13 protein-coding genes and 1 other annotated feature are annotated in these 13962 nt (G+C 45.8%); of the genes, 4 read left to right on the plus strand and 9 right to left on the minus strand.

Annotated elements, in window-relative coordinates; translation table 11 throughout:
• Positions 1 to 61: 61 nt before the first annotated feature.
• On the plus strand, positions 62 to 232 hold the full coding sequence (locus EJA10_RS23300) for a hypothetical protein (RefSeq protein ID WP_170169091.1): 171 nt from the start codon (positions 62 to 64) through the stop codon (positions 230 to 232).
• A 382-nt stretch (positions 233 to 614) separates the two neighbouring features.
• On the opposite strand, the gene EJA10_RS07700 is transcribed toward EJA10_RS23300, so the two are convergent.
• From EJA10_RS07700 to zapA, 5 genes are all read right to left on the minus strand, one after another.
• Complete coding sequence (locus tag EJA10_RS07700; RefSeq protein ID WP_125479440.1) at positions 615 to 1019, minus strand: DUF350 domain-containing protein; 405 nt, start codon at positions 1017 to 1019, stop codon at positions 615 to 617.
• A gap of 84 nt (positions 1020 to 1103) precedes the next feature.
• Positions 1104 to 3458 (minus strand): endonuclease MutS2, encoded by a 2355-nt coding sequence (locus EJA10_RS07705; RefSeq protein WP_125479441.1) that lies wholly within the window; start codon positions 3456 to 3458, stop codon positions 1104 to 1106.
• Between the two features lie 89 nt (positions 3459 to 3547).
• The gene (gene polX, locus EJA10_RS07710) at positions 3548 to 5269 is read right to left on the minus strand and encodes a DNA polymerase/3'-5' exonuclease PolX (RefSeq protein ID WP_125479442.1); all 1722 of its coding nucleotides are present in this window, start codon (positions 5267 to 5269) and stop codon (positions 3548 to 3550) included.
• A gap of 201 nt (positions 5270 to 5470) precedes the next feature.
• Positions 5471 to 6013, minus strand: coding sequence for a CvpA family protein (locus tag EJA10_RS07715; RefSeq protein ID WP_125479443.1), 543 nt, complete (start codon positions 6011 to 6013; stop codon positions 5471 to 5473).
• 8 nt (positions 6014 to 6021) lie between these two features.
• Entirely contained in the window at positions 6022 to 6285 is a 264-nt protein-coding gene (zapA, locus tag EJA10_RS07720) for a cell division protein ZapA (RefSeq protein WP_425462081.1), read from the minus strand.
• A 236-nt stretch (positions 6286 to 6521) separates the two neighbouring features.
• Between zapA and rnhC the strand changes: the two genes are divergently transcribed.
• The gene (gene rnhC, locus EJA10_RS07725) at positions 6522 to 7451 is read left to right on the plus strand and encodes a ribonuclease HIII (RefSeq protein WP_125479444.1); all 930 of its coding nucleotides are present in this window, start codon (positions 6522 to 6524) and stop codon (positions 7449 to 7451) included.
• A gap of 110 nt (positions 7452 to 7561) precedes the next feature.
• Here the strand turns inward: rnhC and pheT are convergent, their stop codons facing one another.
• The 3 genes from pheT to EJA10_RS07740 all read right to left on the minus strand — a co-directional run bounded on the left by pheT (position 7562) and on the right by EJA10_RS07740 (position 12162).
• A complete protein-coding gene (gene pheT / locus EJA10_RS07730; protein ID WP_125479445.1) occupies positions 7562 to 9976 on the minus strand; it encodes a phenylalanine--tRNA ligase subunit beta in 2415 nt (804 codons plus the stop codon).
• 19 nt (positions 9977 to 9995) lie between these two features.
• Complete coding sequence (gene pheS / locus EJA10_RS07735; protein WP_125479446.1) at positions 9996 to 11033, minus strand: phenylalanine--tRNA ligase subunit alpha; 1038 nt, start codon at positions 11031 to 11033, stop codon at positions 9996 to 9998.
• 56 nt (positions 11034 to 11089) lie between these two features.
• Positions 11090 to 11336 (minus strand) — a binding site (T-box leader).
• Positions 11337 to 11406: 70 nt separating this feature from the next.
• On the minus strand, positions 11407 to 12162 hold the full coding sequence (locus EJA10_RS07740; RefSeq protein WP_125479447.1) for a TrmH family RNA methyltransferase: 756 nt from the start codon (positions 12160 to 12162) through the stop codon (positions 11407 to 11409).
• A 124-nt stretch (positions 12163 to 12286) separates the two neighbouring features.
• On the opposite strand from EJA10_RS07740, the gene sspI reads away from it, so the two are divergent.
• Together sspI and EJA10_RS23305 are read left to right on the plus strand one after the other, a co-directional pair.
• Complete coding sequence (sspI, locus tag EJA10_RS07745; RefSeq protein WP_125479448.1) at positions 12287 to 12499, plus strand: small acid-soluble spore protein SspI; 213 nt, start codon at positions 12287 to 12289, stop codon at positions 12497 to 12499.
• A 92-nt stretch (positions 12500 to 12591) separates the two neighbouring features.
• A complete protein-coding gene (locus tag EJA10_RS23305) occupies positions 12592 to 12762 on the plus strand; it encodes a hypothetical protein (RefSeq protein WP_170169092.1) in 171 nt (56 codons plus the stop codon).
• A gap of 61 nt (positions 12763 to 12823) precedes the next feature.
• Here the strand turns inward: EJA10_RS23305 and EJA10_RS07750 are convergent, their stop codons facing one another.
• Positions 12824 to 13909, minus strand: coding sequence for a M42 family metallopeptidase (locus EJA10_RS07750; protein WP_125479449.1), 1086 nt, complete (start codon positions 13907 to 13909; stop codon positions 12824 to 12826).
• Between the last annotated feature and the right edge of the window lie 53 nt (positions 13910 to 13962).

Here is a 13962-nt window from a genome sequence, read left to right on the forward strand (position 1 = left end):
GAGATTTTTTTGGGAAGAAGAAGTAGTCGAACATGCTTTGGGATGCTCCGGGGCCCATTATATGGAAAAAGTAGTGGAAATTGCGGAAATCGTAGTGAATAAGTGGTTTTTCGTAGTGAATGGACGGATTTTCGTAGTGAAAAAGCCAACTTTCGTAGTGCAAAAGCCATTTTTCGTAGTGATATGCAAAATTTTCGTAGTGATGAAGCCAATCGTGGTGGTGAATGGCTAATTTTTTGTAGCAATTTATCTAATATTCGTAGTGATTAGCTCCTTTTTTGTAATAATGAACCCTCTCTTCGCAGTGATTAGCTCCTTTTTTGCAGTGAAGAAGTCAACATTCTGCATACTCGTTACGATGAAGCTAACTTTCACAATGACTCGAAGCATTTCTTTCTTTGCTGGCGTATTGATATACTTTTTTCGCAGAGAGCATAATCCTTACTCTCACTGGAATGGAAATCTTTCATAAACAGAAACATAAAAAAACCGCCACTAGGGCGGTTTTCACGATCAAGCAAAAAACAACATATAAATCATGCCGACTAACAGGAATACTCCACAAAAAATCAGCAGTACTTTTGCCAGTGTTTCCATCTGTTTTGTTCCCCCTGTTATATTCCTGCACCGATGATATAGGACAATCCAATCGAGATGACCATGGAAATCAAGCCTACTGCACGGTTGTCATTTTCTATTTCTTTGTCGATGTTGAACTTTGGCGTCAAGAATTCAAAAATGAAATATCCGATCAGAAGCAGCACAAAGCCAAATACTCCCCAGCTGATCATGGTCAGCAGGGTGTCATGCTGATTGATGGAATGACGGAATATATTGGCGACACCGAAGATCTTCCCCCCGGTGGCCATTGCAACGGAAATATTTCCTTTCTTGATTTCATCCCAATTGCGGTACTTTGTCACCAGTTCAAAAACCGCCAGGAATACCACCATGCAGAGTATCGCTACACTATAGTATCCAGCTGTTACGACATATTCATTTTCCCAGAATTGATCCATATCCATTCTCCCTGAACTTATTTTACCCCTATCCCCATTATAAGACGATTAATGGAGGATTTACACGCTATTTTTAGAATGTTCCTACTTGAACTCCACGACGGTTACACCGGTTCCGCCTTCTCCCGCATCACCGAACCTGATTTTCTTGACGGAACGGTGGTTTTTCAGGTATTCCTGCACTCCCTGTCTCAATGCTCCCGTCCCTTTACCATGGATGATATTGACCCTCGGGTACCCGGCGAGCAGGGCATCATCGATATATTTCTCGACTCTCATCAGGGCATCCTCATAGCGTTCTCCCCTAAGGTCGAGTTCAAGGCTGACATGGAAGTCCTTGCCTTTTACCGTGGCTATTGGCCTGGTCTCGACCGGCTTTGGCGAATTGATATATTCCAGGTCCGATTCTTTCACTTTCATTTTCAGGATACCGATTTGCACCTGCCATTCTTTTTCATTTGCACGTTCTACAAGATGGCCCTTTTGGCCGAATGTCAGGACTTGGACTTCGTCTCCAGCCTTATACTCATATTTGGCCGCCTTTGCTTTGCCACCCTTTTTCACCTGTTTTAATTCAGGCGTTGCTTCACTTAAGCGCCTTTTTGCATCAATTAATTCATGTTCTTTGATTTCCGCGCCTTTTTCGAGACGGAGCTTGCGCAAATCACGAATGATTTCCTCCGCTTCTTCTTTTGCTTTTTCAACTATGGATGCAGCCTTGATCTTTGCCTTCTCGGCCATTTCATCCTTTTTCTCATAATAGGCTGCGATCTGTTTCTGCAGGTCTTTATGAAGGTGCTCGGCATCCTTCAAGAGCTGATCGGCCTCTTCCCGGTCTCTCTCCGCCCGCTTTCGGCTAGTTTCAAGGGAAGCGATCATATTTTCGACCTCGTTGCTGTCAGCACTAATATAGGAGCGTGCGGTTTCAATGACCGAGTCCTTCAGCCCCAGTCTTTTGGAAATTTCAAAAGCGTTGCTTCGGCCAGGAACACCGATCAACAATTTATAAGTTGGGCTGAGTGTTTCCACATCAAATTCCACGCTAGCATTAATAACGCCTTCCCTATTGTACCCGTACGCCTTCAACTCGGGATAGTGGGTCGTGGCGATCACTCTTGCGCCACGTTTATAAACTTCATCCAAAATTGAGATTGCCAGTGCTGCACCTTCCTGAGGATCGGTACCAGCCCCCAGTTCATCGAAAAGAACGAGACTGTTATAGTCGACCTTATTTAGAATTTCAACAATATTGACCATATGGGATGAAAAAGTACTCAAGCTTTGCTCAATCGATTGTTCATCCCCAATATCGGCGTAGACCGATCCAAATACGGCCACTTCAGAACCATCCAGCGTCGGAATTTGCAAGCCTGCCTGAGCCATCAGCGTGCAAAGTCCCAATGTTTTCAGGGTAACCGTTTTACCACCTGTATTCGGACCAGTGATGACGATGGTTGTATAGTCCTGACCCAGAGCGATGCTGTTTGGGACAACTTCGTCCATTGGAATCAGCGGATGACGTGCCTGGACCAGGTTGATCCGTCCTTCATCATTTACAGTTGGCTTTGATGCTTTGATTTTGCTGCCATAGCGAGCCTTAGCGAACATGAAATCCAGCTCGCCCAAGATAACGACAATTTGCAAAAGTTCATCATGGTATTCAGCTGTCAAGGCAGAAAGTTCCGCCAGGATTCTCTCGATTTCCTGCTGTTCTTTTACCCTGATGCTCTGCAGTTCATTGTTCAGCTGAACAACGGATTGAGGTTCGATAAACAATGTTTGGCCAGAGGAACTCTGGTCGTGAATGATTCCGCCATAATGAGAGCGGTATTCTTGTTTGACCGGAATGACGAATCGATCATTCCGGATCGTGATGATTGCATCCGAGAGCATTTTTGCTGCGCTTGAAGAACGAATCATGCTCTCCAGTTTTTCACGCACTCTGGCTTCTCTCGTCCTCATTTGCTGGCGGAGGGAGCGAAGCGTTTCACTTGCACCATCAAGCACTTCGCCGCCCTCATCGATTGCATTTCTGATCGCTTCCTCCAGCGTTGCAAGTACAATGATCCCTTCCGTATAGCCCACTAAAATCGGGACTTCCGTCACTTCCTGCAAATCCTCCACAAACCTCTTCATCTGTCTGCTCGCATGGACGGTGCTTGCCACCTGGATCAATTCATGCGGACTGAGCATGCCGCCGATTTGCGCTCTCTTCACATGTGGCCGTATATCATGGATTCCACCTAAAGGCACATTTCCCTTAAGCCTCAATACCTTTGCCGCCTCGTCCGTTTCCTCCTGCAGACGCGAAACTTCTGCAAAGTCTGCAGACGGCACAAGCGCAATTGCTTTTTCTCTTCCTAAAGAAGATGATGTATGTTCAATCAGCTGGGCCCTGACTTTATCAAATTCAAGGGTTTTCAAAACTCTCTGCTGCACAAAATTTCCTCCTTCTTCTCAATCGAAGGTTCTTATAGTAAGGTCCTTTCCCGTCAGTTGAAATTGCACCTGACGACGAACAGGAACCCTTATTGATGACGGCCGTGCAGGAAATCAAGCAAATCATCCAAATCCAAAGCGTTCAATACAGAGGATTCTTTGATCCAGCCCTTCCTTGCAGCTATTACACCTATTGCCATATGTTCAAGTGTATCCACTTTATGCGCGTCCGTATTAATGACAATCTTAACGCCTTGATCCTGGGCTTTCCTCAGGTATTCCGCAGCCAGGTCGAGCCTGTTTGGATTGGCGTTCAGTTCCAGTGCTGTATTTGTTTCCTTTGCCAGCTCAATCAGCATATCAATGTCCACTGAATAGCCCTCACGACGGCCAATCAGCCTTCCGGTCGGATGAGCGATGATGTCTACGTGGGCATTGACCAGTGCGGTCTTTAAACGGTTCATGATTTTTTCGGTTGGCTGTGAAAAAGATGAGTGGATTGAGGCGATGACCAGGTCTAGATCTGCAAGCAGGTCATCTTCAAAATCCAGTGTGCCATCCGGTAAAATGTCCATCTCGATTCCTGTAAGAATCGTGAAATTATCAAATTTCTTGTTCAGTTCCTTCACTTCTTCGATTTGCTTTCTCAATCGTTCCGGGGTCAGTCCGTTCGCTACCCTTAAGTACTGGGAGTGATCTGTGATCGCCATATATTTATAACCGCGAGAGATACAATCCCTGGCCATTTCTTCGATCGAATGGCCGCCATCGCTCCAGGTTGAATGCATATGAAGGTCACCTTTAATCGCAGCCAGGGTGATGAGCTTCGAATCTTCCTTATATTGCTCAACCTCTGACCCATCCTCACGCAACTCTGGCGGTATGAATGGAAGACCGAAATACTGATAGAACTCCTCTTCCGATGTAAATGTCGTCACTTCACCCGTTTCAACATTCTCCACCCCGTACTCACTGATCTTTTCTCCTTTTTCCTTTGCCAGCTGGCGCATCCGGACATTGTGGTCCTTGGAACCGGTAAAATGATGAAGCGCGGTTGCAAACTCTTCAGGAGAGACAAGACGGAAATCAATATTCACATCATAATCGAGCCCGAGTGTAATGGAAACCTTTGTATCACCCGCAGCGATGATTTCCCTGATGCCGGGCAGCTTGACCAGCTCATCCTTCACTGCAGCCGGGTTAGCTGTTGCGATAATGAAGTCTAGGTCTTTAATCGTCTCCCTCATCCTTCTTAAACTGCCCGCCCTGGAATATTGAGCGATTTCTTCTATCTTTTGAAGGTAGGATTCAATTGATTCTGCCACCGGCAGCATGTAAGCAAGTGGAAGACGTTCCGGTCTTGTGCCGAAGTTTTCAATCGCTGCCAGGATCTTTTCCTCAGACTTTTTGCCAAAGCCGGCAAGGTCACGGATTTTCCCTGCCTTCGCTGCTTCCTCAAGGTCATGGATACTTTCCACACCAAGCTCCTTATACAGCTTGGCTATTTTTTTGCCGCCCATTCCAGGAAGCTGCAGCAGCGGAATCAGCCCGCTCGGTACCTCTTCCTGCAATTCTTTTAGTTCTGTCGACTGCCCGGTTTCCATGAATTCCATTATGACACTGGCAGTCCCTTTTCCTATGCCTTTTAGTTCCGTTAGTTCGCCCATCTCTGACATACTGCGCTCATCTGCCTCCAGAGCAGCAGCAGCCTTGCGAAACGCAGATACTTTGAACGGGTTCTCTCCTTTTAGTTCCATATATATAGCAATCGTTTCAAGCAATTGTACAATATCTTTCTTATTTACAGACATAAAGCCCACCTGCCTTTTTCAAATCTGTTCCCGCTTTTGCCGATAACGGTCATTGCCTTCTATTTTATAGAAAACAAGCCCAACTGTGAAATCTTATGAAAAATTTCTGTGGCAGGAAGTACTATATTCAATTTGCTGTTGATTTGAGCATTGTGCTTCAACATAGCCAAATAAAAGAAAAACTTCTCCGCAACAGAGAAGTTATGCAGCCATATATTCAATCCAGAGTTGTTTGATTTGCTGGGAAAATACCGGGGTATTTTTTATGATGTTTTCGGCAAGAATTGAATCGTTCAATGGTCCCTGGATTGCCTGGATTGGCAAGAGTGCTGCGATGTAGAGAACGATGAACACTAGAAGATAGACTTCCACAAATCCGAGGAATCCGCCCGCCCACACATTCAGCTGCTTCAGGACTGGCAGGTGCGCAACAAAATCCAGCATGGATCCGATGATTTGAAGCAAAATTTTCACAGCGAAGAAAATCGCTGCGAAGGCAATTGCCCGATAATAGGCATCTTCAAGATTAGTACTTTCAAAAAGCAGATTCAATGTGGAGTTGCTGCCCAGGTTTGGGTACGGAATCCACATGGTAAGCTTTGGCGCAAGCTGGTCGTAATAAATATAGGCAACCACGAAGGCGGCGATGAATCCAGCCAGATGGATTGTCTGGAGGATGAATCCCCTCTTCAAGCCTACGAAAAAGCCAATAATCAATATAGCTATTAAAGCAAGATCAAGCATGAATGATTTCAGTCCTTTAACCTTTTAATTTCCGCTTCAAGCGCTTCAACACGGTCTTTCATTTTTATGTAATCATTAACAGCATTGACTGCAGTCAATACAGCTAGCTTACTAGTATCAAGTGAAGGATTCGCTGAGCCTATCTCGCGCATTTTATCGTCTACCATCGAGGCAATGAGCCGGATATGGCTGGTGCTTTCTTTGCCGACAATCGTATATTGCTGTCCATATATATCGACAGTCGACTTATTTTTTTTCGTGTCTGACAACATTTATGCCCCCATTCATAAGAATCCTATTTTATACTATATCATGAACACAAAAGGCTGGGAAGTACATGGCTGTCAAATCTGTATGTTTTATGGAAGAAAATGTCTAACTTTGAAATGCGATCTTTTTAGTTTATCTCCCAAAGTAAAACGATGAAGCAAAAAGGCTTTTTATGCGAGAAAAATGTGTAATATGCAAATGTGAAACCACCAAATGTAAATACAGGGAGTGTCATGCAATGGGAAATAGTGTCCTTCAAAAGAGTCCGGACGAAATCAGAAAGATGAAAGAGTATTACAGCAGGTTCCTGATCGATAAGCTTCCTCCGGGCAGCGTTTTTGCGGCAAAAACACCTACCTGTGCGATCACTGCCTATAAATCAGGAAAAGTATTGTTCCAGGGAAAAGATGGGGAAAGCGAGGCAGCAAAGTGGGGGATCTCCTCCGCTCCTGCAGCAAAGAAGAAAGTGGCACCCGCACCCGGGTCTCATTTGCCCAAGAATATTGGCGAGATTGCCATCATCGGTTCAGATGAAGTAGGAACTGGTGACTTTTTCGGCCCGATCACGGTCGTCGCAGCCTATGTCAGGCGACAGGATATTCCGATCTTGAAAGAGCTGGGTGTTCAGGATTCAAAAAATCTCAAGGATGACAAAATCATCGAAATCGCCAAACAGCTCGTTACCTTCCTGCCACACAGCCTGCTGACCTTACATAATGAAAAGTACAATCAAATGCAAATGAAAGGCATGTCGCAGGGGAAAATGAAAGCCCTCCTCCATAATCAGTCCATCAACCATGTTCTTGAAAAAATAGCGCCAGAAAAGCCCGAGGCAATTTTGATTGATGAGTTTGCCAAGGAACAAATCTATTATGCACACTTAAAGGGACAGAGAAAGATCATCAGGGAAAATGTTTTGTTCAGCACGAAAGCTGAAAGCATCCATCTTGGGGTCGCAGCCGCATCGATGATTGCCCGTTATGCGTTTGTGCGCCATTTTGAAAATCTGAGCAAACGGGCTGGCTTCACGATTCCAAAAGGAGCCGGCGCAGCTGTGGATAAGGCAGCAGCCAGACTGATCCTGGAAAAAGGCTTGGATGTATTGCCTGAGTTCGTCAAGCTCCATTTTGCCAACACTGAAAAAGCGAAGAAGATTGCGAGGGTGTAAATCACTTTTTTAGAATCTGATAAATTCTGCTGTTGATTCCCACTGGAATCCTCTCTATTATTACGGAATAAAAAACAAAAGGCAGCCCACGGGCTGCCTTTTTACATGTCTTATCCTCTTAATACTGCTCCTGCCTGTTCTTCAAGGGCTTTAAGTACCTTGTTATGAGCTTTTGCAATATCTTCATCTGTCAATGTCTTTTCTGGATCGAAGTATTTCAATGAGAATGCGATGGATTTCTTGCCTGGTTCCATTTTCTCTCCTTCATACAAGTCGAATACCTGGACTTCTTTCAGCAATGTTCCGCCTGCTTCGGTGATCACTCGCTTCAGGTTTCCTGCTGCCGTATCTTTTTCAACAACGAGGGCGATGTCCCTTGTGATCGATGGGAAACGCGGGATCGCTGTGTATTGAAGCGGTGCTGTTTCTGCCTCCAATAAAGCTTTAAGAGAAAGCTCGAATACATACGTTTCTTTCAGGTCGAGTGCTTTTTGCATAGTCGGGTGGACCTGGCCGATGAAGCCGATCACAGTTCCATTAAGCAAAATCTCAGCGGTTCGTCCCGGGTGCAGTCCATCCAGCTCAGCTTTCTGGAAACCAAGCTGGCTGTCAAGGCCAAGCTTAGCGGACAATCCTTCAACGATTCCTTTCAGGACGAAGAAGTCTACTGGCTTTTTCTCTCCCTGCCAAGGGTGGCTTTCCCACAGGCCGGTAATTGCTGCTGCCAGATGCTCGCGCTCCTCAGGAAGCTCATCTTCTCCGTTCTTCAGGAAGACTGCACCTGTTTCATACACAGCAACACTGTCATTCTGGCGTGCAATATTGTATTTCAATACTTCAAGCAGCTGAGGCACGATGCTCAGGCGCAGCAGGCTGCGGTCTTCGCTCATCGGCATTGCCAGCTGGACAGGCTCGCGTTGTTCCAGAGCATATTGGGTTGCTTTTTCAGCGCTTGTCAGTGAATAGGTTACGGCCTGGTAAAGTCCGGCACCTTCCATGAAACGGCGGACAATACGGCGTTTTTCCTGGTAGTCAGAAAGATGTCCAGGTGTTGATGGACCAACCGGAAGAGTCGTTGGAAGATTGTCGTAACCAAACAGACGGCCCACTTCTTCAACTAAATCCTCTTCAATCGTGATATCTCCGCGGCGGGTAGGTACAGTAACCGTAATTGTGTCGTTGTCGACAGTCGTTTCGAACTTCAGGCGGGCAAAAATTTCCTCAACCTGGTTCATTTCGAGTTCAGTTCCCAGAACTTTATTGATTTTCTGGATCGTTGTTGAAACAACAGCCGGCTTTACATCAAGGGAATCAGCCTCAACTACACCGCCAAGAATTTCACCGCCGGCAAGCTCGATCATCAATTCCGCAGCGCGTTCTGCAGCCGGGCGAACCCTTTCTGGGTCAACACCCTTTTCATAACGTGAGCTCGCTTCACTGCGCAGGCCATGGTCTTTCGACGCCTTGCGGATGGCACCGCCTGTAAAATAAGCAGATTCAAGCAGGACAGTCGTCGTGTCGTTGCCTACTTCAGAATTTGCTCCGCCCATTACACCTGCAAGTGCAACTGGCTCTGTTCCGTTAGTGATCACAAGGTGATCAGGAGTCAGCGTGCGTTTCACGTCATCAAGCGTTTCAATCACTTCACCATCATTAGCGCGGCGGACAAGGATTTCTTTAGAACCAAACTTATCGTAATCGAACGCATGAAGCGGCTGGCCATACTCCAACAGAATATAGTTTGTGATATCAACGATATTGTTGTGAGGACGAATTCCTGCAGCCATCAATCGAGTTTGCAGCCAAACTGGTGATGGTCCCACTTTTACATTCTTAATCACTTTTGCAACATATAAAGGATTATCTTCTTTTGCTTCTACATTTACAGAAATATAGTCACTTGCCTGTTCAGCAGAAGTCTCAGGCTGGGGATTCGGCAGTTTGATTTCCTTGCCAAGAATCGCGCCGACTTCATAGGCAACACCAAGCATGCTCATTGCATCCGCACGGTTAGGCGTCAAGCCAAGCTCCAGGATTTCATCGTCCCTGTTCAAAACCGCAAGCGCGTCCTGTCCGATTTCTGTATCCGGAGTGAAATTGTAAATTCCTTCAGCAAACTCTTTAGGCGCAAGTTTGCCTTCAATTCCAAGCTCCTGCAGGGAGCAGATCATTCCGTGGGATTCTTCACCACGAAGCTTCGCCTTCTTGATTTTGAAGTTGCCTGGAAGAACGGCTCCAACTGTCGCAACAGCAACCTTCTGGCCTTTGCCGACATTCGCAGCACCGCAGATGATTTGGACCGTTTCACCATTGCCAAGGTCTACAAGGGTCTTGTTCAGCTTTTCCGCGTTTGGATGCTTATCGCATTCAAGTACATGGCCGACCACTACACCGCTCAAACCTTCATTTAATTTATCTACACCTTCTACCTCGATGCCGCTCTTCGTGATTTTTTCAGCAAGCTCTTCAGCGCTTACGCCTTCCAAATCGATAAATTCTTGCAGCCATTTATAAGATACCAACATGGTTTTATCCTCCTAATCCTTATTCTTCAATCGAAAATTGCTTCAAGAAACGGACATCATTTGTATAGAAATGGCGGATGTCATCTACGCCGTATTTGAGCATTGCAATTCGCTCTGGTCCCATTCCGAATGCGAATCCAGTGTATTTCTTAGAGTCGTAACCAGCCATTTCAAGAACGTTCGGGTGCACCATCCCTGCACCAAGGATTTCAATCCAGCCAGTTCCCTTACAAACACTGCAGCCAGAACCGCCGCAAATTTTACAGGAAATGTCCATTTCTACTGATGGCTCAGTGAATGGGAAGAAGCTTGGGCGCAGGCGGATTTCACGGTCTTCGCCGAACATCTTCTTGGCAAACACTTCAAGAGTTCCCTTCAGGTCGCTCATTCTTACATTCTCATCGACGACAAGTCCTTCGATCTGCATGAACTGGTGGGAGTGGGTCGCATCGTCGTTATCACGGCGATACACCTTTCCCGGGCAGATGATTTTCACTGGGCCTTTTCCCTGGTGCTTTTCCATTGTCCTTGCCTGAACTGGTGATGTATGTGTACGCATCAAGGTTTCTTCCGTGATATAGAAGGAATCCTGCATATCACGTGCTGGATGTCCTTTTGGAAGGTTCAACGCTTCAAAGTTATAGTAGTCCTTTTCGACTTCCGGACCTTCTTCCACTGTATAGCCCATTCCGATGAATAGATCTTCGATTTCTTCGATGATGCTTGTCAGCGGATGATGGCTTCCAGTTTTGACAGGCCTTCCGGGAAGGGTCACGTCGATTTGCTCTGCAGCCAATTGCTTCTGGACAGCTGCCTCTTCAAGCTCCTTTTGTTTGATCTCAATCTGGCCTGAAATCGCATCGCGGACTTCGTTGGCAAGGGCGCCCATTTTTGGCCTTTCTTCAGCCGATAACTTGCCCATTCCTTTTAAAACTTCTGTGATTGGGCCTTTTTTTCCTAAATAGGAAACGCGGACATCATTCAATTCTTTCAAGTCAGCTGCTGCGGCCACTTTCTCAAGTGCCTCAGCCTGCAGTTCTTTTAAACGATCCTGCATGGTAAATCCTCCTTCATATTCTTCAATTTGTGAACACAAAAAGACCCCATCCCGGGTAAAGGGACGAGGTCTTGGTTTCGCGGTACCACCCTTTTTAACAGGCAATACGGTTATGTATTACTTGTTCGCTTCATTGAGATAACGGCTTTGTGCCGATGCACCTTTACGCTTTTTAAAAACCGGTCCCGATGCCAACTCTGGAGGTGAACTTCGCTTGCCTGTTCCATAAAAATGCTTCCAGTCATCGGCATTTTCTCCCTGGATGGCCATCTTCAAGCTACTTTTCTCCGTCATCGTTTTTAAAATATTAATTTTGGTGTTTATTATATTATATTCTTCGCGCAGTATCAAATGGTTTTCAGAAAAAACGGGCCTATTTTGCTGTTTTTAAATAATATAGCAAAATACCTGCTGCCACTGCGACATTCAGCGATTCGCTTTTACCGTAGATAGGGATATAAAGGTTTTGGTTCGTTTTCGTCAATAGCTCTTTTGTCACGCCGCTTCCCTCATTGCCTACCAGCAGGGCGAATGACTCGCTCTTCTCCACCTCTGTAAAAACAGAACCGTTCTCCAGAGCTGTACCGTACACCGGGATTTTCTCCCCATTCAGCCTGTCCACCCACTCCTCGAGGTCCCCGTTAAGAACCGGTAAATGGAAGTGGCTGCCTTGTGCTGATCGGAGCACTTTTGGGTTATAGATATCAACGCTGCCTTTTCCAATAATGACAGCATCAATCCCCGCAGCATCAGCCGTCCGGATCATCGTTCCAAGATTGCCCGGGTCCTGGACAGAATCAATCAGCAAATACGTCTGCCCACTTTCCGGGCTTTCGCTTGACTGGCGGCATACAGCAAAAATCCCCTGGGTTGTTTCGGTATCGGCAAGCTGCCTGCTGATCTCATCGGTCACAACCGTTACGGGTACCGAACCGTAATCAAGCCCCGGCGGCATTTCCGTTTTTTCGCTTAAAATGATTTCTTCCACGTCATCTTTCCTTGTGAGTGCTTCTTCTACTAAATGGAATCCTTCAACAAGGAACATGCCTGACTTATCGCGTTCCTTACGTGTCTTTAATTTTTTCCACTGCTTCACTTGCGGATTTTTATCAGATTGAATGTACTTCAACTCTGGCTCTCCTTTTATATGGCTTGTTCAGTTTTACTATTATAGCTTAAAACAGATACATAATAAAACCAAAATTGTTCATCCTATAATCATCATGGAAATTTGAAAGGAGTTTAAGCTGATCATGAACTTAAACCTTAGAAATGCTGTCATTTCAAATGTTGCAGGAAACACACAGGAAGAACTCAAGGATACAATCGTAGACGCAATCCAGAACGGTGAGGAAAAAATGCTGCCAGGTCTCGGGGTGCTGTTCGAAGTCATCTGGCAAAACGCTTCTGAGCAAGAAAAACAGGAAATGCTGGATGCCCTGGAATCCGGCTTGAAAGGGAAGTAATGATTTGATGGAAGGGACTCCTTTATGTTGAGGAGTTCTTTTTTATTAGGTGCATGATAGATCGGCGAAACAGCGGGTGCTTTTTCCAGTAGATGGAAAAAGTAGTGATAACGTGCAATTCCGTAGTGAAAATTGTTCATTTCGTAGTGAATATGGCTTTATTCGTAGTGATTATTGATTATTTAGTAGTGAAAGACGCTTATTTCGTAGTGGTGATGCCTCGAAACCTAGTGATTACGATTCAAAACGTAGTGATTAACTAAAAAAATTTAAAAAAAGTGTCCAGAAAATCAGTTTCAAACTGATTTTCTGGACAACTTATTTTTATTCGAACGTGATTTTTTTTACTGTTTCTTTGTCAAGACGCTTGATCACTTCGACGATCAGCTTTACTGCATTCTCGTAGTCGTCGCGGTGAAGCATGGCTGCGTGAGAGTGGATGTAGCGGGTCGCGATGGTAATGGAAAGCGCTGGTACACCACGGTGTGTCAGGTGGATTGCTCCGGAGTCCGTTCCGCCGCCTGCTACTGCATCGAACTGATATGGAATGTTCAATTCATCTGCGAGGTCTGTGACAAAGTCACGAAGTCCTTTGTGAGATACCATTGATGCATCATAAATGATGATTTGCGGGCCATCGCCCATTTTGCTCAATGCTTCTTTTTCCGTTACGCCAGGAGTATCGCCGGCAATCCCCACATCGACACCGAATGCGATATCAGGCTGGATCATCTGTGCAGAAGTTTTCGCTCCGCGAAGGCCGACTTCTTCCTGTACCGTTCCAACGCCATATACAACGTTCGGATGCTCAGAATCTTTAAGGCCCTTCAGGACATCGATCGCGATTGCGCACCCGATCCGGTTATCCCATGCTTTTGCAAGCAGCATTTTTTCATTGTTCATGACTGTAAATTCGAAGTAAGGAACGACCATGTCGCCAGGAGTGACGCCCCATTCCTTCGCTTCATCACGGCTGGACGCACCGATATCAATGAACATATCCTTAATGTCAACCGGCTTCTTGCGTGCTTCTGGAGGAAGGATGTGCGGCGGTTTTGAGCCGATGACACCCGTGATTTCCCCTTTACGAGTCACAATCGTCACGCGCTGTGCCAGCATAACCTGGGACCACCAGCCGCCCACTGTCTGGAAGCGGATGAAGCCTTTGTCGTCGATGCTTGTCACCATGAAGCCAACTTCGTCAAGATGGCCGGCAACCATAATTTTCGGGCCATTTGCATCCCCAACCTTCTTGGCAACCAGGCTGCCAAGGCCGTCAGTTGATACTTCATCAGCGAATGGAGTTATGTATTTTTTCATGACTTCCCTTGGTTCACGCTCATTGCCAGGAATGCCTTTAGCATCGGTCAAATCTTTCAGCATGGTTAATGTTTCATCTAATTTAGCCATTATTTCGACTCCCTTAATATGTAGTTTCGACTCCTATTATACTAGACCAACAC

It is taken from the genome of Mesobacillus subterraneus (assembly GCF_003937825.1).
GTDB classification, from domain to species: domain Bacteria; phylum Bacillota; class Bacilli; order Bacillales; family Cytobacillaceae; genus Mesobacillus; species Mesobacillus subterraneus.